Raw genomic sequence first — 24,731 nt, 5'->3', positions numbered from 1 at the left:
TCCAGCTCTTTTTTTATCACTTACTAGCTCTTTGTCCAAAGCGCTTATTTATTCTTAAAACATTATACCTATTACTTATTACCTGAAAAATTGAAACTTCAGGCTTCTCTACGATTTGCTCTCTATCATAGACATATTCCTCATCAGCATCTAGACCTGCATTCATGGCCAGATCATCTGAACCATTAAGAGATGAGCTTGAGGCATCATCTTCATCTTCAAGGTCTAAATCTCCAAGAGAATTATTTATTTTTGAAAGAGCTGCCAGAGAGTTAAATGAAGATGAAGATTTCTTCTTCTCTTCTTTGAGCTCTTTTGGAATATCACCTTCACCTATAAGCTTAGAAATTCTATCTGAGTCAGGAAGTGCCATATTGTCATTGAATGATGAACCAAGTCTCACGTTCTCATTACCAAATTGCTTTTTAAGAAAGGCCTTCATTTGTTTCTTTTCATCAAATAATTCAGCCTGAGCACTCGTTAACTTCCCTTGGTCAGCAAGTTGCTTTAAAATTCTCTGCTTAAAGGCCCTAGATCTCTTTAAGTCTCTATCTAGCGCCTTACTAGTTCCATCATCTGTCCCAATTCCACTTTTGAGTCTCTGATCTCCTCGATCCAAAATTCCATCAATACCTGCTTTTTCCATAACACCAGCAATCGTTGGATTAGATATTGATACATTGAATGTTGGACACTTCTTTCCAGAGTCATTACAACATTCAGTTGATGGAGCGGCCTCACACATATTCTTTTCAGCTTCAGTTAAATTCTTATTATTAAAATTTGTAGCTTCATTATTGTTCTTTGCATTTATAGGAGCTCCAGCACTACCATTTACCGCCATCTTCGTCGCTAGAGACATTTGATCGATATGTTTCTTATTAAAGAAATCCATATACTTTTTCAAAATCTTTCCTAACTTCTCTGACTCAGATTCATACTTACTCTTAGCATTTGAAGCTGCTTTCTTCATTTGGTTTCCAAGAACAAGTGAAATGGCCGCACTACCCGCTACCCAAGAAGCACACTTGATCTTGTCGGCCGCAGCTGCAGCAACTGGAGGTATTGAATAAATTGCAATTTCAATTGCTGCAATACCTAGAGAGATAGAATACATAGTAACTTCTTGCTTATAACCATCTTCACGAATACCGGCAGCCTGGGCACCAGCATCTAGCATTTCTTTATAGGCCTGCATGAGCTTTATCTGCATTTCGTAACTAGTCCCTTTAGTTCTCTTATTCTCATCTAATAATCTTTTTAATTTATCTTTGGCCTGCTTTAGAGTTTGCTTAACTTGCTTATCCATATTCTTGTCATTCATAAATGACATTACACCTGTAGCAATTGAGAGCATTCCCGACATGCACATATTACTGAAAACATCTTTTGCACTCTTTGCTGCATTGTAAGCTTCAAATAATTTATAAGCAGCAATCCCTGCACTCACAGCAGACTTTGCAGTACTTATTTTCTTTAGGGATTTTTCCTTCTTTGAAGTATCTACTTTCGTTGTTGAAACATAATTGGCAGGGTCTTTATCAAAACTTTGAACCATTTGATTACATTCATCTTTGGCAGCTCCCTCTGCTTTTGAGTCACACATTCGCTGTTTTTCATTAACACGATTATCGTCCTCGGCATTTAGACAGTCTTTAATTGTTTCATTCCAAATAAGACCATCAGAACATTCATTTGCCAGAACAAGGGAGTTAGACATCAAGAAGATACCTAGTCCAAAAATTGTTAAAATCACCTTTTTAGTTTTCATAACTTACTCACTTTTAAGCGCAATTATTCTCTTCTATTGTCTCTTAATTGAGTCTCAATAAAGCTAAATAATTGATTCAAAACTATATTTATCGTCTTTTCGGTATGTTAAAGATTATCTATTAGAATTTTCTAGAAAAATTGCCGTCAACAACTTGTGGCACCTTAAGAAGCAAGTTGTTGATTCTCTGTAATTTCCTCTTCTTTAGCATAGAGATTGTCATACTCTTCTCGCGTTAAACCATGGGCCTTGCAATAATTAGTAATGATCCCCTCTTTGACAGCTGTAAGATCTAACTCATGAGTGGCATCTAGCATAACCTCTTTTACAATACCACTTTGCCTTGGATATTCTCCAATGATTGGAAACTCTTTCTCAGGCAATTCATCTAAGTATCTTAAGTAAGGATAGTAATTAATAAGTCTCTCTATCGTCACCTTCAACTCTTCAATATTTCCAGGCCATGAATAAGACTCAAAAGTTCTCATGACATAATTGGACACACGTTTAGAAGGAAGACCGTACTGAGAGCATAGTAGATCTAGAAAGTGATTCACTAGAGGCCCAATATCCTCTTTTCTCTCAGATAAGTCGGGAACTGATATAAAGTTTCTAGAGAGAAATTCATATAAGTCCCTACTAAATAGATTATTATCGCACTTATCAATTAAAGACTTCGTTGTTGTTGTAATTAATCTAACATCAGATCTCTTAGAGAGAGTTTCAAATAGGAAGTCTTGGCAAGACTTACTCAGAGCTGAGGGTTCATGAATAATTAGAGAACCTCCAGAATAAAGCTCAAGCTTTCCAACATGCTCTTCATCGCCTATGAGTTGGAGCTCTAGGTCAGCTCTATCAACAATTGTTTCACAAAGTAGAGTTCCTATAGGCATATTACTAGTAGCGCTTCTATGATGAATGCTCTTTCCAATATGAATCTTTCCTACTCCGTTACTACCCTGAATAAGAACATTCTCTACATGAGCACCTTGTCCATGTATGAACTCATCAACAACATCAATGCCCTTACTTCTTCCAATTAACTTTGCATTATCTACGTATCCAATATTATCTTCTAAGTGAGAAACAAACTCAGTCTTATCAAGATCGCCAAAACATAGAGTAAATACATTACTAAAGAGTTCAATTGCTGAGAGATCTCTCTCGCTAAAACTCTTATTCTTATCAAAATTAATAAATTCAAAGAACCCACAACACTTACCTTGAGAGTCCAATAAAGGAAAATATAGTGCACTAGAGAATTCAACTCCATCTTCACTCATTGGCGTTGAGGGGAAGTTTTCTAAATTTAATTTTCCATTTGATCGAATAATCTTAAAAGATTTTTGATCTAGAATATCATTGGCCAAAACCTGATTCTCTAATCCTGAATACCTATGAAATTCTTCTTTCTCCATATCGTAGAGATATAGAGAATCTTTTTTCATATTTAACAAATAAATATTTCCAATATCAGAGTGAGAGAAGCGACAACATTCTTTAAAAACAACCCTTAGAAAATCTCCTATCCCTTTAAACTGCTTCATATCAAGGAATAACGACAAGGAAAGAGAGAGCTTCTGTCCATCTGAGAAAGTATTAATTCGACTCTCATTGATTAAGAGATTAATGAGATGCTTCTTCAGTCTTCTAGTACTAAAGCTTGAGATATAAGAAGAGATAAATTCCTTTCCATTGTCTTGATCCTCAGTGAAGAACTCAACACCATAGATAAAGCTCTCGACCTCTCCAAAAACATTATAATTTGGAATAGATCTCGCTACTTTAGAGCATACGTGAAAAGTATGACCTTTAAACTTGAACTCTAACTCCAAGACTCCATCTGGTTCAAATTTCAAACTAGATTCAAAAGCAACCCCAGATAGACTGACATTTGAGAGCTTCCAAGCTGAGCTAGGGTAATCTACTGTCTTAGAATTATACTTTAAAATTTGCATACTTATCTTATCACTATCCGAAACAGGTATCCTAAACGAGCGATATGACTTAAGTTTTACAATATTATTCATAGATTTCTATTCCCCTACTAATCTTTAATATTATCGGCAAAATATTCTTTTTTCTTAAACTCTATTAGATAAAAACCGATAAAATACTTATGGGTAATGGATTAAAAAATTTCAAATTCTACAGATCATTCAGAGTACGTTCAGAGCAAAATGATAAGATTTTCCTTAGAATCTCTCTGCTACATCAAAATGGAAATAGACAAACACTTGGACAAGATACGAGACTCATTGACTTCAATCTCTTTAGTCTCTCTTTCAAATCAAATATTCATATACCTATTGGAACAAAAGTAAAAATAGAGATCTTCACAAAGAAGATTTTCAATAAATGGGACCTTGAAGTTGAAGGCTTTATCATTCGAAGCTTTCAAGAAAATTCTGAGGAACAAACATATAATTACGGTGTCGAATTAATTAACCAATCAGAAGAATCGGAATTAAAGTATTTCATCACTGATTATATTGCTGGCTTCTCAGGCAAGAAGCTTAAGGACTTTCTCATTAAGTCCTCACTCTCCGTTAGAGAAATTAATGTTGATGATGGAGTAGAGTTATTTGGTCTATTAAATGTTCTCTATAAAGAATTTAGTCGCTCTGATATTTCATCTCTACTAGATGAATGTGCTCACCTACTTCACTGCGAGGAGGTTAGAGTTTGGAAAATTAATTTAGAAAAAGATAAACTAGAAAACATCTATCACAGCTCCAACTGCACCCATATAAAAGACAACTCCTTTAATAAGGGAGAACTTGGTAAGTGCTTTACGACTTCTAGATGTATCAATACTTTTTTAAAAGAGCCAAAAGAGAGAGATGAAGATAAATTCACTCTTAACAATACCCTATGCCTACCGCTATTAAATAAAGAAAGAAAGTGTATTGGTGTCCTACAATTTAATAACAAAAAGGGCGGTCAATTCTCTATTATAGATGAGAATATGGGACACTTCCTCTCGCTTGTAATTGCAAAGCGATTCTTGAACTATATAGTAAAATCTAAGTCAACGAGCATTGCTCACTTAAACCCTGAGTTAAAAGATTCATTTATCTACTTTGGTTCAACACAGAAATCATCTGCAATCCGAACAACTTTAAAGAAATTAAAATATGGTAAGACCAATGTCTTCATTGTTGGAGAGAAAGGGCTTGGTAAGGAATTCTTTGCGAAGTACTTATCAAATAATAGTGAGAAAGATATTTTTAATTGCAAAGACCCTGCTCACCTAGAAAAGATATTATCTTCTACAAGTAATTTCTCTAGCGAACAAACACTAATTTTTAAGAATATCGATTCTTTATCTTCAAGTGATCAGTCTAGACTATATAATTGGATTCAATTTCAAGACTGTAAGTTTATAACGACTAGTTGCAAAGATCTAATTTATGAAATTAAAAGTGGCCTCTTTCACAAGCAACTCTATAAGAAGCTCACACAATCTAGATTCCACCTCACTCCTCTTAGAAATAGAAGAGATGATATACTTACTATTGCCAATTACTTTATTAGAATTGAGTGCGTAAAGAGAGGTCTTGCTCCAAGAGAATTAAGCCCTGAAAGTATGCAATATATCATCTCACATTATTGGCCGGGTAATATCACTGAACTTGAGAAAGTCATTAAGAAGACATTTATGCTCACGAGTCATGACTGTGAAGTGATAGATATTGAAAAAGAAGAAATACATGGTTTCAAAAATATAGAAGAGAGATTAATCTTCAGTGCTGATACAAGTATACACCCAGACAAGATCATGAAGATGATAAAGTCTGAAACAAGAGAGAAGAAGGTATCGTAAAAGTAGCTCTATCACTTCTCTTTCTAACACTAGTTAATATCACAAACGCAGAGATCTATGTCTCCCCTCTACAAGGTCACACATTAAAATACTCCAAAGTAAGAAATGATATTAGAAAAGTCACCACACAAACCCCTGTGGCCATCAACGAGGTTATTACAACAGCAAGAGATGGAAGTGCAGTCATTGATTTCAATGATGAAGTTATTGGTACCGTCATCCTCGCACCAAATACACAGGTTATTTTGAGAAAGTCTAACTCTGATGGAGTACGTCTCTTAAGTCTTATTAGAGGACATCTTCGCCTTTATAGAGACCCTGCTTATGAGAAGAAGAAAGTGGGCGTCATTGTTAATATCAGAGATAACCCTAGCGCCTACCACGGTTCAAACTTTGAAATACAATATTATAAAAATAAAAAGCTCGTCACTGCTCTTAACGACGATCTTAAAATCTTAAAACTTAGAAAGAAGGCCATTGAGAAAACACAAATATCACCTTCAAAGTCCGACATTCAAGATCGGGAATTATATGAAGACCTTCAATCTCTCCTAGAATCGAGCTAGCAAGAACAACAAGCAAGTACTAGAAATCACTAAATATCCATAGATTTATGGTCCTATTCCCTATTTTTTTTTGACAGAGTTTGGCCTTTTTTGAAAAAATTTATTCATGGAATCAAGGATAGATTCCAGCAAGACCAAGGAAGGTATAAATGTCACTTTTTAGCTACAACACACTCAGTGTTGATCTTAGCAAAGAAACGCGAAGTATCAGCATCAAATTAAATCGTCCTGAAGTTCAAAATGCCATTAACACAGAGATGATTTTCGAACTCGAAACTCTCTTTAGCTGGATCTCAACACACCTAGAGATCAAGTCCATTCACTTAAGTGGAAGTGGAGATTATTTTTGTAAAGGACTCGATGATGAGGAATTTGCAACATGGAGTGAAGAGAAGAGACAGAAGAATTTTGAGAAACTACAAAAACTCATCTATAGCATGTACTTTCTACCACAGACAATTATTGCAGACCTAGGAAAGGGATGTGAGGGACTTGGTGTGGAGCTTGCCATGGGAGCTGATATTAGATTTGCGAATGAAGACGTAAAAGTAAAGTTCAATCATCTTCAAAAGGGAATTGTTCCCTCATGTGGCGCAGTCAACTTCACTAGTGCGGTTTTAAATAACGCTAGTGCAAGACAGTGGCTCCTCCTCTCTAAAACACTTAACTCACAAGAACTCCTTAGACATCACATCATTAGCGAGAACTATACAGAAACTAATCCAATTCCATCGTACTTAAAAACTATTTGCTCACAACCAGATGTTGCGAGAATTCAAACAAAGAGAAGTCTACTTGAGCCTATTCTAAAAAACCTTGATCACGGACTTGAATGGGAAAAGAGATTTAGTATTGCAGGTATGTGTACAGGAGACTGGAAAGAGATTGCAAAACATGGTGAAGCAGCACAAACGACAAGTGCTAGAGAACTCTCTTCAAGACTTAAGAGAGAGCGTGCAGAACAAATGAGTAGCAATAGTTAAATTAGAATCTATAAAGGGGGCGAATTTCATAAGGGCCAAGCTCTTTCATCGCCTCTTTTAAATTCATGGTCATCCCAAGTAAGAAGCCACCACCACCGGCACCACATAGCTTCAAATAGAAATTTTCATGCTTAAGACCCGTCTTCCATAAGTCACTATAGAGGTTTGGAATCATCGGACCAAAGTGTCTAAATTGAAAATCTGATAACTCTCTAAAGAACTCAAATAGACTCTCTTTATCATTTGTAATAAAGGCCTCGATACAATTATTAGTGATAGGTGCAAGAACATTGTCACAGAGGTTCTCAAAAGAAGCGGCCTTACACTTTTCTAGAAAGAGATTTACCAGAGGCTCCGTTCTTCTTGGACGACCAGTATTTAAGAGAAAAATTGCTCCGTCTCCAGAGTTTTTCTCAATATCGACTTTCTGATACTCCCTAGATTCAGAGATGAGAATTGGGCTATCTAGAAAGCTGATTAGAGGATCAAAGCCACTACTTGAGCCATGAAAATGAGACTCCATCTGTGAGAAAACATTTTTAAGATAATCTAGGTTATCTCTTTGATCTGCTTCACAGAGTGCGTAGTTTTCAAAAATTGCAGCGACCACAGCTCCAGAGCTACCCACTCCATAACCCTGAGGGATAGATGAGTCAAAGTAAAGCCCTTGACCTATATCAAATTCAAAACTTGAAAGATCAAATGAACAGAGTAGCTCACCTCTCGTATCCAGATTCTTCAAGTACTGGCAGAAGGCCTTAAGCTCACTATCAAAACGGTCTTTCTTCTCTCTTGGGAAAGTTAACTTTCCTTCAAATAGTTGATAAGGAACAGCAAGTCCCATTGAATTTCTAATTATTGAATACTCACCAAAGAGTAGAACTTTAGAATAGAAAGAGCGCATTTATAGAAACCTTTCAGGCCCTTGCCCAACTCTATCATGAATGATCAATCCATTTTGGGCCAACGGTTTAATTTCGCTTGAAAGAAATTTCTGAACTTCTTCTTCTATACTTTGTGGATAGAGAATATGAACATTTGGTCCAGCATCAAGAGTGAAACAAAGATCAAGTCCACTCTCTTTTCTAAATTCTCTAATCTTTTCAATTACTGCTAAAGTATTCGGCTTCATAAGAATGAAGCTTGGATTAGAGTTCATCATAAGCCCATGTAACTCAAGGGCCTCTGTTTCAACGAGGTCGCAAAAAGACTTCGTATCGCCACTCTTCAAAATATTGTAGAGAGTTTCGACTAATTCATTGGCCCTTTTAAAACGCTCCTCACGATAAGGATGCGCCTCCATAAGAGCATGGCCAGCTCTAGAACTCACCGCTTTCTCACCACCATCGACAATGACGATAGAGTCTCTATAAGTTTTAAAAACTTCGTGAACTCCTTCTACAGGAGCAGCTAGCTCATCACTGGATTTAATTGATGTTAGAGTGTTTTCTCCCCAACTAGCAACCTCTGGAAATACAGACCTTGAAGCACTACCAGAAGCAAGTCTTGCAACATAAGTTGCCTTTTGAATTAAATCTGCTTCACATATATCGAGATCAAATGCCTGATTCTCAATAGAACAAAGACCTAGAGCAAGTGCTGACATACTCGAAGCACTAGAAGCTATTCCGGCCGAATGAGGAAAGGAATTCGTCGACTCTATTTCTAAATTTAAAAATTTAAGCATAGGAAAGAGTTCTCTATTCTTTTCTAGAAAGGCCCTAATCTTATCTTCGAATAATTGGTTTTTCTTATTTTCAAAATAGAAATCTAAAACGATCTCATCACTTGGAGTGTCTTTTGAACTCCAAGAGAAGTCCATCGTTGTTTTAGACTCATTTAAAGTAAAGCTGATAGATGTATTGCAAGGAAGCTGGTGACCATACTTTCCCCAGTACTTTATAAGGGCAATATTAGATGGTGATGTCCACGAAATTCTACCAGTATCTTCAATTAACTCATTCTTACTATAATTTCTAATGTAGGTATTCATTCGTTAGGTCTTTCTTCTCTGTCTTTAAAATTAAATCATTATAAGGAATGAATACATCATATCCTTTATCGTTAAAGTACTTCTTAGTCTCTGTAGACGATCTATCACTTGTCACCAGAACAAAGTCTCCACCCCATGCTCCAAGAGACTTCACTTCTCCCCAGAAGTTTGAAAAGAGTTCATCTTTTACTGGGCGTAGATCAAGAGTTTTACCAATTATTTTCTCGTGTGCTCCAATAAGGAACTCAAACTCTTTAAGTGAATTTGTCTTAGAGATTTCATTAGTAATATCTGAGATACTTAGAATAATGCCTGGATCAATTGGTCTTAGACTATTGTAATATTCTATGGCCTTTCTAGAGTCTTGCTTCTTTCCTCTATATACAAAGTAGAGGTTATCAGAAAACTTAGGATCGAATATAGTTGGTGACCACTTTGGCCCATTAGTATTTTTAGAGTAGAAGATTGGACCTTCTGACTGAGCGCAGGCCACATCGTATCCAGAACCACCATAAGTCTCAAATTGAAGCTCAAATGGACTAATATACGCCCACTGGGCCATATTATGCACGAGAGTTGAACTAGAACCTAGCCCCCACTCAATCGGGAAACCAAGGTGAGTTTCAACATGAACATCAATATCATCTCTTAGAAAGTGAGGATTTTGTTTGCGGGCCTGTCTTAGAACTTTTTGAAGAACTAACTCTTCAGGCGAAGGATTCTCTTTCGTAATTTCAAATCTCCAAAATTCATAGATTGTCTCAAACCACAGATTTCCGGCCACATCAAAACTCTTCCAATAGAGCTTAGGAGAAAAAGAAGGAGAATATTTAACAGAGAGTGACTGACCTACAGTTGTTGGTAACGCCAAAGACTTTGCTCCATCTAAAACAAAGTACTCTCCAGTTAGTAGAAGTTTTCCATGACCATAGAAGATATGATCGTTATTTTTTTGAACTAATGTCTTATTAGACTTAATTTCTCTAATAAACTCTGGTTCTCTATTTTCTATAATCACTGATAATTCCTTAATCCCGCAATAAAGTCTCTCACACTATTAAAAGAGATCACTTGTGTTTCAAACTCTTTTCTAGCGAGTTCGCGCTCTTGATCGTTGGCCTCAAGATGATTGAGGATATTCATCAAGTGCATCTTCATATGTCCTTTTTGAATCCCAGTAGTAACTAAAGATCTCACTGCGCCAAAGTTTTGCGCAAGACCTAGAGCCGCTGTAATCATCATTAACTCTCTAGCATTTGGGTTGCCTAGCATATCTAGTGATATTTTAGACATTGGGTGAAGTGACGTTAGGCCACCAACTGTCCCTAGAGCGAGAGGTATTTCTATTTCAAATTTAAACTTTCCATTTTCAATACTACAATTACTTAGACTTCTATACTGACCATCTCTGGCAGCATAAGCATGACCGCAGGCTTCAATGGCCCTAAAGTCATTTCCTGTAGCTAAAACAACGGCATCAATTCCGTTGAAGATTCCTTTATTGTGAGTGACTGCACGTCCCACATCTTTTTGAGCAATTCTTACTGCGCGAGCAAATTTATTTGCAAACTCACTTGGCTCCATTCCTAGACCAGAGTCATTAAGTTCATTAATATCGCACTCAACCCAAGCTTTAACTAAACACTTAGGTGTGTAGTTAGAGAGGATACACATAACAATTTGGACATCTCTCTGCTCTTGTTCAAAAGAATTATTGAGAGAGATGAACTCCTGCCACTTCTTTCCAATAGCTTCGAGAACACTATTAATAAAGTTAGCGCCCATGGCATCACATGTTTCAAACTCACCGTGAAATTGATAGTAACCCTCTTCAAGGTCAGTGCAATCTTTAAGCTCAAGTGAAAGCAGTCCACCACCACGCTTCTTCATATTTTGAACGAGTGGAGATACACTCTCAATGAGCTCGCTCTTAACTTCATTAAAGAATGAATACAACTGCGCACTCTCACCTTTCCAAATAAAGTGAACTTGACCAACTTTAATAGTTGAAACCACACTGGCCTTAAAGCCACCACGGTCCAGCCAAAACTTTGCGGCCTTAGCACTTGCTGCAACAACAGATGACTCTTCAATCACCATTGGAATACAGTGGATTTTTCCATTGAGTAAGAAATTTGGAACAACACCATATGGTGCATAGAAGTTAGTTATTGTATTTTCAGAAAAGTCGTCGAAGACTTTTTGTTCGAGAGCATTATCATGCCAGAAGCTTTTAATTTTTTCTTTTGAGAAACGGCTTCCTTCCAGGAAGTTTTCTACTAGGTAGTTTATCTTTTCAAGCTTAGTGAGCTTTGAAAATCCACTGATAATATTCAAGATACAACCCCTTATCTAGCTCTTAAAAAGGCCTTGGCCATCTTAAGTGTTTCAATTTGACCTCTGACATACGCTCTTAACTCTTCGATGTCTGTGGCGTGATCCAAGTAACTCTTGGCCCTACCAACAACATTATTTAGAGTACATCTCTCGCTAAGCCAGTGCCCGTAGAGAGTGTCTGATATTCCCCCAGAGATGATAATATCTTTGCAAAGACATTTATCGCCGAGTTCATTACGTAAAAGGTTTATCTGATCTATCATTTCTAGTGCAGTATGTCCAACAAACATTAGCTCAGAATGTTTGTGTGAAAGAGCTTCATTCTCTCGTAATTTCTCTAACTTAGAGAAGTTAGTTCCCCCAAAAGCCGCTAATTCGAGACCTTTAATAGGTAATTCTAATAGTGCCTTCAAAGAGCGAGGTCCCATTCCTTGCCCCACTTCCTTAACCATCACAGGAATCTGCGCCGCTATAACATCTTTAATTGTCTCAATTGGAGCGCGCGCAAAAGCATCTCCCTCTGGCTGATACCACTCTTGGAGAGGGTTGATATGAATAATCAGACCGTCTGCTGAGAGCTTTGAGAGCATCTCTTTAATGCTCTCCAACTCGTTGTTTTCAATTAACTCTTCGATTTGAGCAATTCCTAAATTTGCCCAAAAAGGCAGCTCAGCACCCAGTATTGGACGCAGATTGAAGTCTTCAAAGTCATTATCACTCTTTAAAATTGGCCTACATGAACCAAGCGCCATACCAAGCCCAAACTCTGCCGCTACAGTGGCCAAATTTTGATTGATAATTCTCGCCTCACCCGTTCCCCCAGTCATACTTGAAATCCACAATGGTGCCCCAAGAGTCTTACCTAGGAAACTTGTTGAGAGGTCAATAGTACTTGGATGTGAGCTAAAGAGAGGTTCGTAATCGAATAATTTATTTATATGACCAGCTTCTAATTGAGCATCATCGGCCAACTGAATATGTGCATACTTTCTATCTGATAAATTTCCCATAGGCTTTGGTAGCACAAAGCCTAAGAACCGTCTAAGAAAAAGAAGACCTACAGGGCTTTAAGCCCCTAATATTAAAATAAATTCACGCTTAAAATCAGATATCTTAGAGATAATCTTCTCGATTTTGCCATAGAGAAGCTCCTCGCTTGGACAATTGAGGTCCATGGCCAGAAAACAAACTCTACCAAGTCTTAGAGATTGAACTTCTTCGAGCAACTTCTTCATTCTATAGGGCGTGTCCATTAGAATAAGAGTTTCCCTTCTTTGAGTGAGTAACTTTAGCTCTTCACTTCTCTCAGGGTCCTTAATGGGAAGAAAGCCGCCGAAGCTAAATTTATTGTGATCTAATCCACTCAGGGCCAAGGCGAGGGAGATAGAGTTAGCAAAGGGGCTTGCACTCACTCTAATATTCTCTTGATGACAACTTCTAACCAGCTCTACCCCAGGATCACAGAAAGCGGGAAGGCCACCATCGCTCATAATATAGGCATTCTTTCCACTTTTAAGAGCGCTCATAATTTTTGGTAGCTCATCTCTTCGAGTATGTTCATTAAATAGTGTAAAGCTCTCAACCCTCTCTCTAGGAAGACCAAAGCGCAGCCAACGCCTTCTTCCCGGCTTAAGGTCTTCAATGATGAAGATATTTTCATCCGGTTTTTCACAGGCCTTTAGGAGCATATCGAGTGCGCACTTCTCCAGTGGGCTCTCTTCATCAATAGGCGTTGGAATTAAAAATAGTTGGCCACTCATCTTCTTCTCCTAAAAACGGGAACGGGGATCACTTGAGTTGAGACTTTATAGCAGAATAATACTAGGGGAACAGCAGAAATCAAGTCTAATAAATAATGGTAGCGAAGAGCAATCGTTGCAACACCTATACTTACTGTTAGAAATAAAGAAACAAAGAAGTGGCGAGACTTCATTCTAGCAAACCACAGAGTACATAAGAGCGAAACTCCCATATGACCACTAGGAAAGCAATCAATGTAAGTAGGCTGTCCGGCCCTTATAGAAGAATTTATATAAGCAGCAAAATCATAGAGGGGTAAATCAAATTGAAATTCAGAGGGCATAAAGTACTGAGGCCCTGTAACGGGAACCACTAGGTAGAGAAAGTAGTTAATACTAAAGAAAATAGTAATAGAGCTCAGAAGTCTTCCAATGAGAAATTTATTTCGATTCTCTAGCTTTAAATAGTAAACAATCCCAAGGTAAAAGGGAAAAATATAGAAAGAGAGATAAGAGAGTTGGAGCCAAGAATATAGTGCTTTACTGTAGAATGCCTTACCAAAAGTCTCATAAAAGAGATTCGCACTTGAAGTAGCACCTAAGAGAATGACATCCACTCGTGCAAAGAATTCGTCATAGCGAATAAGAGCATGAGCATCACTATCTACGATTCCAGTAAGTGAATAATTAAAGGGAATAATAAAAGCTAAAAAGAGAATATTAAGAATAAATGTCTTAGTTAAACTAAGCTCTTTAATACTCTTATTAAAGAGCGCCAAGCTCATAGAGAGAACAAAGGGAAGCAATAAGAGTAAACGAAATGAACCTAAGTAAATTAGGCTGTAGAGGAAAATAAATAAATTAAAGAAGCTCACAAAGAGACAATTTCGACCTAAACCAAAATCATATCTATAGTTTTGCCAACTCTCTTGTAATTTGTACTCAAACATCTTCTCTGCTAGCTTTGTAGGTTTCTAAGCTCTATAATATCACAATGTCAGAAGAAAGAGATATGAAATTTAGCCTTACGGTATCCCCCGGACTTGAAGAAACTGCTCACCAAGAGTTTTGTGAAAAGTGGAAGCTCATCTTAAATAGTGACGTACCTGAAGCTGAGATTAAAAAGGGAAAGATATTTCTAGAAGCAAAAGTATCCAATATCTGTCCACTTATTCCCTACTTAAAAATTCCTTCCAATGCCTATTTGATTATCGCAGAATTTAAGGCCAAGGATAGACCAAAGCTCTTTAATAAGATTTCAAAAATTGAGTGGCACAAGTTTCTTAGAGGAGACTTCCCTCTTATAAAGGTCTCTACGAAAAAGTCAAAACTCATTCACACAAGAGGTATCGAGGAAAGTGCTACGAGTGCTATTGAGGAAGCCTTTAAAAAGCATCCGCTCAAGTCGGCCCCAAAGAACAAGACCCTTAGAAATAAAATTCATATTGATATTTACGATGACCAAGTAAGAATTGAATTGAGTCTTACAGGAGATCGCATGGATAAGAGGGGTTATAAATTAAATACCGACCTTGCGCCACTTAGAGAAAGTTTGGCGGCAGCTCTAATCTATAGGCTCTCAAAATACTCATCTAAAGGAGAAACTCTCCTAGACCCAATGTCGGGAACAGGGACATTCTCTCTTGAGGCCCTGAATTTTTACAGCTACAACGATTCTAGAGACTTTGACTATCAATACGCCCCCTACTTCATAAAACTCCCACTAATGAAGAGAGTGAAAATTGGAAGCGAGCTCTTTAGCCGTGTTGAGTGTTATGATCTATCTCCTAAGGCCATTGCCGCCATCAGAGATAATTTAAAAAATATTGGAGATAAGGCCCTCATAGAACAATGTGACTACTTTAATATTCAAAGCGCAAAATCAAAAGTTGCCATAATCAACCCTCCATATGGAAAGAGAATTAAACTTAAGCACGAGCTAGATGAATTTGTTCAACAAATCATTACTCACGCTAAAGAAAGTATCGATCTAGACTTCGTAGGTCTCATCTTCCCAAGCTGGGCCTTTCATAAATTAAAAGATGTAAAGGTAATGGAGAAGACATTCCTCTCCAATGGTGGGATTGAAGTTGTTTTTACTATTCTTGATTTAAGATAATACCCATCTACTGATCAATCTGTCCTATTTTTAAAAGATCAATCAGGTTTTGATGCCTCATCTTTTTAGTGTTTTCCTCACTCTTATTCTCTTCTTTCTTAATACTAGCAGGTTTTCTTGTGTTATTTTTAACAATGATTTTCTCGCCTTCAGGAGTCTCTACAATAATTTCTTCTTCCCCATCAATGAATAAGGATTCTAAGAGCTTTTCCTTCGAAGTAACATCGCCGTTTAAATTAAAATCAACTTTTACTAACCTAGCATCAACAGTATTAGTATCTCCTGTAAAAGTAGCGATCTCTAAAGCAGACTCATTTGAACTACTTGATGAACTTGCCACACCTCTTAGAGAAAGAGTCTTACTCTTTTCAAAATTACTACCTTCACTACTTACACTCTCACGTGAAGAGCTAGGTCCTGCTGTTGAAGCGGCAGCACTTGAAGAAGAACTCGATGTAGAAGATAAGCTTCCACTTGAAAAATTTCCACCTGAGCTTGCTGCACTAGAGTTCGAACTAACAGAGGAGCTTCTTTGCGCCGTAGCAGGTCTTCTTCCTACAGCTCTAGCTGTTGATGAAGAGAAATCTCTAACTTGAGCGACAGGAGCGCTTACTGCTGGTGCAGATGTCAATTGATTCTTTTTCTCTTTAAGTCCCTTTATCTCATTAGCGACCTTAAGTTTTTCTGATCTGATTTTTTCAATATTTATTTTTTCTTTGAGTTCTTCAATTTGCTTATCAATAGCGCTTTCACTCTTTTCTTCTTTAGAAGTAGCAGAGTTATTATTGCTAAATGCTAGAGCTTCAAGTTCTTTTAACTTTTCTTCTAGCTCTCTCTGTCTATTGCTACCCTGATTAGTAGTATTTTCTCTACTATCACTTGCCTTTAATGAATCCCTCTGTGCCATAGTGTTTGTATTCATACTTGTTGGATCAAGTGAGGCAGGCTTTCTATCGAATGGACTTGTATTGTTAGAAAAAGTATTAGAGCTCTCTTCTGGAGAAGTAACACTTTCAGTATCCGTGCTTGTAGAAGCGACAACCTGCTCCTCTACTGAGGCTACATCTTCAAACTGAGTTGGCCTTGACTTTACTTCAAATTCTTCACTATTATAATCGGCAATTACTTTCTTACTCTTTTCAATTTCAGCAAAGACATCACGCCCTTGTCTGATTTCATTATCAACAACATAGTCCACACCAGACTTCACACCAAAAGTTCTATTAACTTCTTTATCAGCACTTGCTACGATACTAATAGCATTACCACTACCAACCTTTTTCTCTAGTCGAGAATAAAGCTTTGAGTGAGCATCTTCAATGAGTGCTAACTTGGTCTGCGACTCTAGGTATTGAGTGTCTAGACTCTGAAGGTTTTCACGAACTTCAGCTATAGCATTATTGAATCTTCCAATAGAATCAAATTCAACATCAATTTTATCTAAGAGCTTTTCCTTTGTTATAGGGAATGGACGCATTGCTCTCTTATACTCTCTTATGATAGCAAAGAAATCCTTATCGGCGGCCCTAACTCTTTCTAAGAATTCAATATTTTTCAAATCAAATTGTAGAACTCCATTAACTTCTATTAAATACTTACCATTAACCATTTCTTGGTAAAGAGCGATCTTCTGCTTACTTTTATCAGAAGCGTCCATATAATCTCTTAATCTCTTTCTTTCTTCTTCTAGTTTGCTAAAGACTTCACTTTTTTCTTGTCTAGCAACTTCCGCCTCTGTTGCTCTTCTTTGGAGTTCCGTTCTGAGTTTTTCTACCTCACTCATACTTTCTTCATTCTTAGCAATATCCTGCGAAATCTTTAAATCTCTACAATAAAGAATATCCATATTAAAGATAAACTCTTGGACTCTTTTCTTGTCATCAGTACTTGAACCACTTAACTTCTTTGCAAAGGCATCTTCAATAATTCTAAATGACGCCATTTCTCTTTCAGTTGTAGGGTTAAAAAGAGCGGCTTTAATACTTCTTACATTCTTTTCAATATCAAGACTCTCAACAAGCTTATTTATCTCTCTTCTAATATCAGAACATGCATTTTCTACAGCAGAATTCACAAGATCTTCAGCTGTACCATCAGAATGATTAAATTGAGCTCTTCTAAATAACTCATCTCTTCTTCTCTCTTCATCTGTTGCGATTGACTGATTTGCTCCAGGAGAAAAAGGAAGGACTGAAGTAGGAGATAAAAATCTCTCAGCTTGAACTTTTCTAAAATGTCCCAATTGGATTGGCAATTCAGGATTTCTCTTAAGAAGCCTTGAAACGGGACTATCATTGAAAAGATTCCAGTCTAAGTTATTTATGTCGTATGTAGCACTACTTTGCATTAAACCATCACCAGTTCTTTTAATATTGTGTCTTAATGCTTCATACTTCACATGAGTTGCATCAGAAAGAACATCTTCTAGTGGAACAAGAGGATGATCTGCTACATCTTTATGAATCTTATTAAAAATAGTTTTTAAGAGTTGATCTTTTTGATCAAGAGGTATTCCTCTTCTTTGCTTTGTACTAAATCTTCCAAAGAGAGTGTCACCAGGTCTTGCATCAAAACATCTTGGTGCCGACTTATACTCTGAAGACATAATAGATACGACATCTTTATATCCTTCAATCTTATCTACTTCATTTGCAAGAGATTCCATCACTTTCTTAGTCGCTACACTATCGATAACAGTTCTAATGTGTTCGGCCTCTTCATCAGAGATGGCAATTCCTTTATTTGATACAGAATTAACACAATTACAAAAACCTGTAGGATCCGTAATCTTATTACAGTTCATTTGGTTCATAAATTCTGCGATTTGATCAAGTCCTGTATTAGATTTAGTAGAGCTATCTTGGCACTTAATAGCAGCGCTAGAAAAGAGTCCACTATTGACAGAAAAGTCATAAACCACATTACTCATACCCGGTAGGGCCATGGCCTGAAAACTCAGTAGAGTAATTAAAATAAATTTAGCAGCGCGGTTGTACACAATCTCTCCAAAAGTTACATTACTTAAATCGTCAGATTTAATGTTTCTCTTTAACGATTTTAGGTCTGTACCCAGGTTAAATTGTAGTTAAAAAAAGTTAACGAAAGTTAAATACAACTAATGATATTTAAACATGAATAAACTTTCGAAGACTTAGAAGGAGTGCTCTATCATTACTAAATAAGCACTATAGAATAAAAAAGAGTCTGCGCCATTTGTGAAGTGCAATTTATTTTTGGCGATAAACGCGGGTCTTTACACTAATTCCAGAAATATGATTTATAAAGGCAATATTATTTATTTCCACAGAATCAATATCTTCACCACTAGAGTTTCTCATATCACTCACTTTCAGCGTCTTTTCCTTACCATCTGGAGTTTTAAGAAGTAGCTCATCACCTAAGTTTAAAGTGAGATTCTTAGACTTAATCATAATCCCAAGGTGCTTCTTCTTTTTTACATCTAGTACATCACCAAGGTAATTCTCATCATTTCTAAGTGTTCTTTGATTCTTTAATTTCTTAAAGAGAACGTCTGATTTATTAACGTGAAAGAATCCTCTTATAATAGGAAGGGGATAGATATCTTTTAGAGGTGCATTTGAATTGGCCAGTGGCAATCTAATCGCATTAACCGCCTTAGCTAAAAAGCTCTTATCTTCAATATGCCTAAAGTCTACACGAGCAACCGAAAGATTCATTTCACTTAGTTCGTGGCAATGGTCTAAGAGAAATTGATCCTTAGTATTGAACATAAATGTTCCATGTATATTCTCTAAGAGAGGAAAGCCTTTGTGTGGACTCTCCTCACTAGAGCCCTCTAACTCGTAAGAGCTCTCCATTGTGGCCTTAGTCTTATCGTCATCGTGATCTAGAATATAGGGAGAGATTAAATTTCTCGGAGTATAAAAGAGAAGGATTCTTCCAGCCACTAAGATCTCTACAGGAACACCGAGTTCTTTAATATAGCTAGAAAGCTTATCTTTAGGTAGCTCAATTGAGAGAACCATTCTCTCCAACATCTCACCTGCTGATTCTCTCCACTTCTTAAGACCAATTAAATTATGATTACCAGTCTCAGTTATTAGTTGAATTGGTTTATTCGGAAGATTCTTTTTTACCCAATTGAGCGCTCCAGGATCTTGAACTCTAATAGCATCGATAATATCCCATTCAATATGAGAGAGCTCTTCCACTCTCTTATCAAAAGTTGTCTCTGTCATGAGAATATCCCAATCAAAAACAATTCGAAGGCCAAGCTTCTTCACTTCAACACAGAAGTCATAATATCTCTTTGGAGAAATCTTACCAAAGCGAGAAAAGAGCATATTTCCAAGGATAACTTCATCTACTCTAACTTCTTTTGCAAGGATTGCTTCATCTATGTGGTCAACATATGTACAAACTCTCATTGTAGCACCTTCGCTCTAATAAGATTCCACTGCATGGCCTCTTTCACATAAGGAATTTTTAGAAGTATGCCTGGTCTACTTTTCTGACAATCTTCACCATCAGTCTCAACCATCATATCTGCCTTAAACTCTACGCATGGACCATTAAAAGGCACTAGTTCTAATGTATCTCCAGGGTAGAATGCTGATCTCACTTCAACAAGTAAGTGCTTATCTTTAACAACCTCTAGAACAATTCCTGCCACAACATAGTCAGAAGACTCGTGCTCTCTTTCCGTATAGATAGAGTCTGCACCGGCCGGTTCTCTCAAAGATCCGAGAGTATAATCTCTATGGGTAATTTTTCTAAGTTCACTCTCCCAGTGGAGAACTTCCTTTGAGACCAAGTCACCATTGTCTCTATAATGGTTAAGGGCATCGGAATAGACTTTGCTTATTGTCCCTGCGTAGTGATGACTCTTCATTCGTCCCTCAACTTTTAGAGAATCAATACCCGCTTCAATAAACTCAGGAAGGGCCCTAATCCCCTCTAAGTCTTTAGAAGACATAAAGTAGGCCTTAACTTGTTCATCTGTTGCCTTATCTATATTTTTAAAATCAAGAGAATATTCAAAACGACAGCTATGAGCGCAACCACCTCGATTACTATCTCTTCCCTGCGTATAGTTTGAAATAACACAATTTCCAGAGTAGGCCATGCACATTGAACCATGAATAAACATTTCAATTTCAAGCCCAGAGATTTCTTTGATTTTCTTTGCCTCTTGTAAAGAGATCTCTCTTCCAAGAACAACTCTCTTCACACCCATCTCTTTCCAAAGAAGTGCGGCTTCAGTATTTAAACAACTCGCTTGCGTCGAGAGGTGAATTTCAATATTAGAGTACTTCTTAATTGTTTCAATAACACCAAGATCAGAAACTATAACTGCATCAACTTTAAGAGTGTCTAGTAAAGTTAGAAACTCTGGTAATTCATTTAAGTCTGAATCGTGAAGAAAACTATTTAGAACCACATAGACTTTAGCATCTCTTGAGTGTGCAAACTCAACACCCTCTTCTAGTTCTGCGCTAGTGAAGTTATCCGCCGCAGTTCTTAGTCCAAACTTCTGTCCGCCCAAATAAACGGCGTTGGCACCATAGAGGATGGCCACTTTTAACTTTTCTAAACTTCCTGCCGGCGACAGCAGCTCTGGGACGCTATGCATAATTTTGCCTATTACAATTTTCCTAATATATCAGAGCTTTTATGTAGCAGAATTTTTATATACAATAAAGGAAACAGAGAAATTTTTACTTATATAACTGTTTAAAAGTACATAATGATTAAAAAACTATTTATTTTATTCACAGTCGCCTCTATTGCCGTTGGCGCCCTATTTATCATTCGCATTCAGAATAAACCAACGACGATCTATCCCTTCCCCTATATCGTGGATGGAGCTCAATATAAGAGTGCTGATCTTAAAGAAATTCGAAGTAGCGATATACTCATTGTGGGTGATCGCATGGGTGAATATTTAGAAAAATATATTCCCGCCGTGAATGAAACTCTTTCTAAGAATCTTAGAAATAAATTAAATATCTATAATTGGTCAGCTGCTAATGAAGGTCTGCACAGAACAATTAAAAAGCTAAGAGTTCTAAAGAAATTACCTCCAATTGTAATTTACGTTGGAGGAAGTGAAGAGTTCTTTGAAAATAGAGTCATCACGGCAGATAAAGATGTCTACGATTATAATATGAAAATTTTCAAAGACGATCGCTTTTCTTCTCTGCTTATGACTGTACCTCAGGTGAGTAAGATCATTTATAAGAAACCGACAAAGTACTTCTATCTCGACCACACTATAAAGCCCTTTGCGAAGGCCTCTGGTGCTAAAGTTTCTCAAACAAGAGCAGAGCTTATTTACAATTACTATATGATCGAACTTGAAGAGCTAGCATCTTTGGCCAGAGAGAAAGGCTCTACATTTATCTACATTACCCCTCCTGTGAATTTAGAAATCCCGCCAAGAATTGTGTGTGATAACGCTGTCTCAAGTACAATTCTAGATGAGCAGAGTGATATAAAGAAATTAATTGAGTCAGGAAGGTCAAAAGAAGCAAGTGCCAGATCAAAGAAGTTACTCTCTAAATCTATTGGGAATGCTCAGACTTACTATCTAATGGCAAGAGCTCAACTTAATCAGGGAATTCTAAAAGAGGCCAAGAAGAATTTTCAGATGGCAGCAACTTTTGATTGTGGAAACTGGAGATCTAATGCCGTCTTCAACAAGTTGATTCAAAATAATGCTAAGAAGAATGGTATCAAGCTAATTGATTTTGCAAATATTGTTGAAAGTGGTCTTGGAAGAAATATTACTTTTGTAGATGAGCACTACCCGCAGACAATTTATTATGAGAAGTTACAAAAAGAAATCATATTGGCGATTAAGACAATTCTTAAAATCTAGAGTTTCATAACCTTGGGAAGTAAAATGAGTGAGATATCAGGACCGCTTACATTAAATTTAAAGAAAGGTGACATCGTTTGTGCTGAAGGACAAGTCGATCACGACCTCTTCATTATTCACTCGGGAAAGATTCTTATTTTTGTCCATAAAGGAACTCAGGTTACTCCACTTGCCCATTTAGAGAGCGGTGAATACCTTGGGGAGTTAAGCTTCTTTGACAAGACTAATAGAAGCGCTTGCGCCATATGTTTAGAAGATACAACACTTATAAAGGTTCCCGTTGAAGAAGTTGATAAGCAATTCCCACCATGGCTTATTACAATCGCTAAGAATATTACTAAGCGATTAAGAAGTGCCGATGCGCTCTTGGCCCAAAAAGGTATTCGCAAAAAGAATGTAAAGACCATGGCCTCACTCTCTATGGAAGAGCAGAGAGAGTACTACCAGGCCCTAGTTAAATTCAAAGAAGAGAATCATTTAGAGTAAATTCTAAGTCTCTAGAATCATTTAAAACATAGAAATATATTTAAGTAGTTGACTCTTTTAGCCGTATAATTGACTAAGGAGCTCAACTATGAAGAAAATATTTATCCCAATAGCTTTGATCTGTATTTTTTTAACTTCTTGTACAACGACTTCTAGAACGCCGAGTTCTAAGGGAGAATTTGAGAGAATAGAAAAAGAGATTCGAAGACTAGATCATCAGATGCAACGTACTAACGCCATCTAAAATAGAGAGGGCCTAAATTAGGCCCTCATATTGAAATTAAATTAATCCCATTTCTTTAACTGAAGCTTTTTCACTTCTAAGTTCTTCAAGTGTCGTTTGGAATTTCTCTTGTCCAAAAGCATTGTGCTCAACACCTTCAACAACTTTTAAAATTCCACCTTCAACTCTACAAGGGTAAGAGAAGATCAACCCTTCATCTACACCGTACTCACCTTTTGAAGCAAGACACATTGAGAATGTTTCTCCAGCAGGAGTGTCGTGAGTCAGGTTGTATACACCCTGAACACAGGCATTAGCAGCAGAAGCAGCAGAACTAGCTCCTCTTGCTTTAATGATAGCTGCACCTCTTTTTTGAACAACTGAGATAAACTCTCCACTTAGCCACTCAGTATCAGTGATGACTTCAGCGGCGCTCTTTCCACCAATCTTAGCATTGTAGAAGTCAGGATATTGAGTTGCAGAGTGATTTCCCCAAATTGTCATATTTGTTACTTCAGTAACATCAACACCTGCTTTCATTGCAAGTTGAGTCTTCGCTCTATTTTCATCAAGCGCAGTCATTGCAAAGAATCTCTCTTTTGGAAGTCCTGAGCTCTCCATTGCGATTAAGCAATTTGTGTTACATGGATTTCCTACAACAAATAATTTACAGTCCGAAGCTCCGTGTGATGCCATCGCCTTACCTAATGGTCCAAAGATTCCGCCATTAACTTTTAGAAGGTCAGCTCTTTCCATTCCATCTTTTCTTGGAACTGCACCAATTGCTAAAATCCAGTTAGCTCCATCAAAAGCTTCTTCCATCTTATCTGTACACTTAATATTTTTTAGAAGTGGGAATGCACAATCATCCAATTCCATCTTCACACCTTCAAGTGCACCAAGGGCAACAGGAAGTTCTAATAAACTTAATTCAACTTCAGTATCTGTCCCAAACATTTGACCAGAAGCAATTCTAAAAAGAATGGCATATCCAATTTGTCCAGCTGCACCAGTTACCGCTACTCTAACGCGCTTAGTTGTCATATATATCTCCTTATAAACTCATGTTAAGTCTTAATATTTGTAATCATTTTTCAACGCTTTTCAAAGTCTCAATGTGTTATCAACTCCATCAATTGACTAACACCACAGCACTCTATAAAATCAAAGCTTTGAAGATCTAATAATAATTGATCTATGATGAAGAATCTATGAGGAATCAATGTCCGAAAACCAAGCAAAGCCAAAGTCTAACCGAAACAGAAGATATCGCGGTAGACCTAAGAAGAAGAATCCAAACGCGCAACAAGCTTCCAATAAACCAAGCAATAATAATAATCGCAAGAAACGCTACAATAATAGAAGAGGGCCTAAGCTCTCTCTAGAAGATCAAATTACCCTTAAGTATAATAATCTCCTAGAACAACACCTTGTGGCCCGCAAGAAATACTTTGCCCTCTACCATAGAGCGGATCCAAAGCAGAAGGCCAAACTTGAGAGAATCTACTATAATACGATTGCTAAACTAAGAGAGTTTGAGCGCGGTCTTTCTGGGGATAAACTAGATATTTTCCAAAAGCACTTCAACTCTCTTAAAGAAGATCATATCTACTCTGTAAATCACGAGATTGAACCTATTGCTGAACATGTCTCTCACCAAGGTGACTTTGACGATCCTCACTTTTTGCAACTTCAAAAAGAGGCCAAGACACAATACTCTGAAGATACCGAAGAGAGTGTTGGCTCAATTGATGACTATAAGCAATACAAAGGTCTCTAAGAAAAACTGACGGGTATTTTGCCACTACTTAGTTAGTGACAAAATA

General features: G+C 37.1%; 21 protein-coding genes. 8 read left to right on the top strand and 13 right to left on the bottom strand.

Translation table 11 applies throughout. The features are described 5' to 3' along the window. Positions 1–16: 16 nt before the first annotated feature. Positions 17–1,771, bottom strand: a complete 1,755-nt coding sequence (locus tag BMS_RS07075) for a hypothetical protein (protein WP_014244126.1) — start codon at positions 1,769–1,771, stop codon at positions 17–19. 164 nt (positions 1,772–1,935) lie between these two features. Beyond that, the gene (locus tag BMS_RS07070) at positions 1,936–3,801 is read right to left on the bottom strand and encodes an AAA-type ATPase lid domain-containing protein (protein WP_014244125.1); all 1,866 of its coding nucleotides are present in this window, start codon (positions 3,799–3,801) and stop codon (positions 1,936–1,938) included. Positions 3,802–3,890: 89 nt separating this feature from the next. Between BMS_RS07070 and BMS_RS07065 the strand changes: the two genes are divergently transcribed. The 3 genes from BMS_RS07065 to BMS_RS07055 all read left to right on the top strand — a co-directional run bounded on the left by BMS_RS07065 (position 3,891) and on the right by BMS_RS07055 (position 7,146). Beyond that, positions 3,891–5,597 carry an AAA-type ATPase lid domain-containing protein gene (locus BMS_RS07065; RefSeq protein WP_014244124.1) on the top strand — a complete coding sequence of 569 codons (1,707 nt, stop codon included), beginning with the start codon at positions 3,891–3,893 and terminating at the stop codon, positions 5,595–5,597. Between the two features lie 137 nt (positions 5,598–5,734). Then, on the top strand, positions 5,735–6,163 hold the full coding sequence (locus tag BMS_RS07060) for a FecR domain-containing protein (RefSeq protein ID WP_014244123.1): 429 nt from the start codon (positions 5,735–5,737) through the stop codon (positions 6,161–6,163). A gap of 149 nt (positions 6,164–6,312) precedes the next feature. Continuing rightward, a complete protein-coding gene (locus tag BMS_RS07055) occupies positions 6,313–7,146 on the top strand; it encodes an enoyl-CoA hydratase/isomerase family protein (RefSeq protein ID WP_014244122.1) in 834 nt (277 codons plus the stop codon). A 1-nt stretch (position 7,147) separates the two neighbouring features. Here the strand turns inward: BMS_RS07055 and BMS_RS07050 are convergent, their stop codons facing one another. Genes BMS_RS07050 through BMS_RS07020 form a run of 7 tightly spaced genes read right to left on the bottom strand, consistent with a single transcriptional unit; the run spans position 7,148 to position 14,165 of the window. Beyond that, a complete protein-coding gene (locus BMS_RS07050; RefSeq protein WP_014244121.1) occupies positions 7,148–8,050 on the bottom strand; it encodes a mevalonate kinase family protein in 903 nt (300 codons plus the stop codon). Next, positions 8,051–9,139: a diphosphomevalonate/mevalonate 3,5-bisphosphate decarboxylase family protein gene (locus tag BMS_RS07045; RefSeq protein ID WP_014244120.1), complete on the bottom strand. Its 1,089-nt coding sequence runs from the start codon at positions 9,137–9,139 to the stop codon at positions 8,051–8,053. Further along, positions 9,123–10,157: a GYDIA family GHMP kinase gene (locus BMS_RS07040; RefSeq protein ID WP_014244119.1), complete on the bottom strand. Its 1,035-nt coding sequence runs from the start codon at positions 10,155–10,157 to the stop codon at positions 9,123–9,125. The genes BMS_RS07045 and BMS_RS07040 overlap by 17 nt, the downstream gene beginning before the upstream one ends. Continuing rightward, entirely contained in the window at positions 10,154–11,476 is a 1,323-nt protein-coding gene (locus BMS_RS07035) for a hydroxymethylglutaryl-CoA reductase, degradative (protein WP_014244118.1), read from the bottom strand. The genes BMS_RS07040 and BMS_RS07035 overlap by 4 nt, the downstream gene beginning before the upstream one ends. An 11-nt stretch (positions 11,477–11,487) precedes the next feature. Further along, positions 11,488–12,486, bottom strand: coding sequence for a beta/alpha barrel domain-containing protein (locus tag BMS_RS07030; RefSeq protein ID WP_044557971.1), 999 nt, complete (start codon positions 12,484–12,486; stop codon positions 11,488–11,490). A 57-nt stretch (positions 12,487–12,543) separates the two neighbouring features. Continuing rightward, the gene (locus tag BMS_RS07025; RefSeq protein WP_014244116.1) at positions 12,544–13,236 is read right to left on the bottom strand and encodes an SAM-dependent methyltransferase; all 693 of its coding nucleotides are present in this window, start codon (positions 13,234–13,236) and stop codon (positions 12,544–12,546) included. Further along, positions 13,233–14,165, bottom strand: coding sequence for a phosphatase PAP2 family protein (locus BMS_RS07020; RefSeq protein WP_014244115.1), 933 nt, complete (start codon positions 14,163–14,165; stop codon positions 13,233–13,235). Before BMS_RS07020 ends, BMS_RS07025 begins: the two co-directional genes overlap by 4 nt. Positions 14,166–14,209: 44 nt before the next feature. Here BMS_RS07020 and BMS_RS07015 point away from each other — a divergent pair, with 44 nt between their 5' ends. Beyond that, positions 14,210–15,334 carry an RNA methyltransferase gene (locus tag BMS_RS07015; protein ID WP_014244114.1) on the top strand — a complete coding sequence of 375 codons (1,125 nt, stop codon included), beginning with the start codon at positions 14,210–14,212 and terminating at the stop codon, positions 15,332–15,334. A gap of 7 nt (positions 15,335–15,341) precedes the next feature. Here BMS_RS07015 and BMS_RS07010 read toward each other — a convergent pair whose 3' ends face one another. From BMS_RS07010 to BMS_RS07000, 3 genes are all read right to left on the bottom strand, one after another. Continuing rightward, positions 15,342–18,332 carry a coiled-coil domain-containing protein gene (locus BMS_RS07010; RefSeq protein ID WP_014244113.1) on the bottom strand — a complete coding sequence of 997 codons (2,991 nt, stop codon included), beginning with the start codon at positions 18,330–18,332 and terminating at the stop codon, positions 15,342–15,344. A gap of 229 nt (positions 18,333–18,561) precedes the next feature. Further along, positions 18,562–19,743: a U32 family peptidase gene (locus BMS_RS07005; protein WP_014244112.1), complete on the bottom strand. Its 1,182-nt coding sequence runs from the start codon at positions 19,741–19,743 to the stop codon at positions 18,562–18,564. Beyond that, a complete protein-coding gene (locus BMS_RS07000) occupies positions 19,740–20,948 on the bottom strand; it encodes a peptidase U32 family protein (protein ID WP_014244111.1) in 1,209 nt (402 codons plus the stop codon). The genes BMS_RS07005 and BMS_RS07000 overlap by 4 nt, the downstream gene beginning before the upstream one ends. A gap of 114 nt (positions 20,949–21,062) precedes the next feature. On the opposite strand from BMS_RS07000, the gene BMS_RS06995 reads away from it, so the two are divergent. The 3 genes from BMS_RS06995 to BMS_RS17615 all read left to right on the top strand — a co-directional run bounded on the left by BMS_RS06995 (position 21,063) and on the right by BMS_RS17615 (position 22,926). Continuing rightward, the gene (locus BMS_RS06995) at positions 21,063–22,196 is read left to right on the top strand and encodes a hypothetical protein (RefSeq protein WP_014244110.1); all 1,134 of its coding nucleotides are present in this window, start codon (positions 21,063–21,065) and stop codon (positions 22,194–22,196) included. 24 nt (positions 22,197–22,220) lie between these two features. After that, positions 22,221–22,682: a Crp/Fnr family transcriptional regulator gene (locus BMS_RS06990; RefSeq protein ID WP_044557378.1), complete on the top strand. Its 462-nt coding sequence runs from the start codon at positions 22,221–22,223 to the stop codon at positions 22,680–22,682. Positions 22,683–22,770: 88 nt separating this feature from the next. Beyond that, positions 22,771–22,926: a hypothetical protein gene (locus tag BMS_RS17615; RefSeq protein ID WP_157765707.1), complete on the top strand. Its 156-nt coding sequence runs from the start codon at positions 22,771–22,773 to the stop codon at positions 22,924–22,926. A 36-nt stretch (positions 22,927–22,962) separates the two neighbouring features. Here the strand turns inward: BMS_RS17615 and BMS_RS06985 are convergent, their stop codons facing one another. Beyond that, the gene (locus tag BMS_RS06985; RefSeq protein ID WP_014244108.1) at positions 22,963–23,949 is read right to left on the bottom strand and encodes a malate dehydrogenase; all 987 of its coding nucleotides are present in this window, start codon (positions 23,947–23,949) and stop codon (positions 22,963–22,965) included. Positions 23,950–24,127: 178 nt separating this feature from the next. Between BMS_RS06985 and BMS_RS06980 the strand changes: the two genes are divergently transcribed. Beyond that, positions 24,128–24,685 carry a hypothetical protein gene (locus tag BMS_RS06980; RefSeq protein WP_014244107.1) on the top strand — a complete coding sequence of 186 codons (558 nt, stop codon included), beginning with the start codon at positions 24,128–24,130 and terminating at the stop codon, positions 24,683–24,685. Positions 24,686–24,731 lie beyond the last annotated feature (46 nt).

Source organism: Halobacteriovorax marinus SJ (assembly GCF_000210915.2).
Classification (GTDB): domain Bacteria; phylum Bdellovibrionota; class Bacteriovoracia; order Bacteriovoracales; family Bacteriovoracaceae; genus Halobacteriovorax; species Halobacteriovorax marinus.
The sequence above is the reverse complement of the archived record's forward strand: the minus strand, read 5'-3'. Positions and strand labels throughout refer to the sequence as shown.

Bases quoted from the DNA above. Each gene is read 5' to 3' on its own strand.
- BMS_RS06990 (WP_044557378.1), top strand. From the start codon at position 22,221: ATGAGTGAGATATCAGGACCGCTTACATTAAATTTAAAGAAAGGTGAC.
- BMS_RS07075 (WP_014244126.1), bottom strand. From the start codon at position 1,771: ATGAAAACTAAAAAGGTGATTTTAACAATTTTTGGACTAGGTATCTTC.
- BMS_RS07065 (WP_014244124.1), top strand. From the start codon at position 3,891: ATGGGTAATGGATTAAAAAATTTCAAATTCTACAGATCATTCAGAGTA.
- BMS_RS07015 (WP_014244114.1), top strand. From the start codon at position 14,210: ATGTCAGAAGAAAGAGATATGAAATTTAGCCTTACGGTATCCCCCGGA.
- BMS_RS07045 (WP_014244120.1), bottom strand. From the start codon at position 9,139: ATGAATACCTACATTAGAAATTATAGTAAGAATGAGTTAATTGAAGAT.
- BMS_RS07005 (WP_014244112.1), bottom strand. From the start codon at position 19,743: ATGAGAGTTTGTACATATGTTGACCACATAGATGAAGCAATCCTTGCA.
- BMS_RS17615 (WP_157765707.1), top strand. From the start codon at position 22,771: ATGAAGAAAATATTTATCCCAATAGCTTTGATCTGTATTTTTTTAACT.
- BMS_RS07025 (WP_014244116.1), bottom strand. From the start codon at position 13,236: ATGAGTGGCCAACTATTTTTAATTCCAACGCCTATTGATGAAGAGAGC.
- BMS_RS07030 (WP_044557971.1), bottom strand. From the start codon at position 12,486: ATGGGAAATTTATCAGATAGAAAGTATGCACATATTCAGTTGGCCGAT.
- BMS_RS06985 (WP_014244108.1), bottom strand. From the start codon at position 23,949: ATGACAACTAAGCGCGTTAGAGTAGCGGTAACTGGTGCAGCTGGACAA.
- BMS_RS06980 (WP_014244107.1), top strand. From the start codon at position 24,128: ATGTCCGAAAACCAAGCAAAGCCAAAGTCTAACCGAAACAGAAGATAT.
- BMS_RS06995 (WP_014244110.1), top strand. From the start codon at position 21,063: ATGATTAAAAAACTATTTATTTTATTCACAGTCGCCTCTATTGCCGTT.
- BMS_RS07070 (WP_014244125.1), bottom strand. From the start codon at position 3,801: ATGAATAATATTGTAAAACTTAAGTCATATCGCTCGTTTAGGATACCT.
- BMS_RS07055 (WP_014244122.1), top strand. From the start codon at position 6,313: ATGTCACTTTTTAGCTACAACACACTCAGTGTTGATCTTAGCAAAGAA.
- BMS_RS07000 (WP_014244111.1), bottom strand. From the start codon at position 20,948: ATGCATAGCGTCCCAGAGCTGCTGTCGCCGGCAGGAAGTTTAGAAAAG.
- BMS_RS07020 (WP_014244115.1), bottom strand. From the start codon at position 14,165: ATGTTTGAGTACAAATTACAAGAGAGTTGGCAAAACTATAGATATGAT.
- BMS_RS07050 (WP_014244121.1), bottom strand. From the start codon at position 8,050: ATGCGCTCTTTCTATTCTAAAGTTCTACTCTTTGGTGAGTATTCAATA.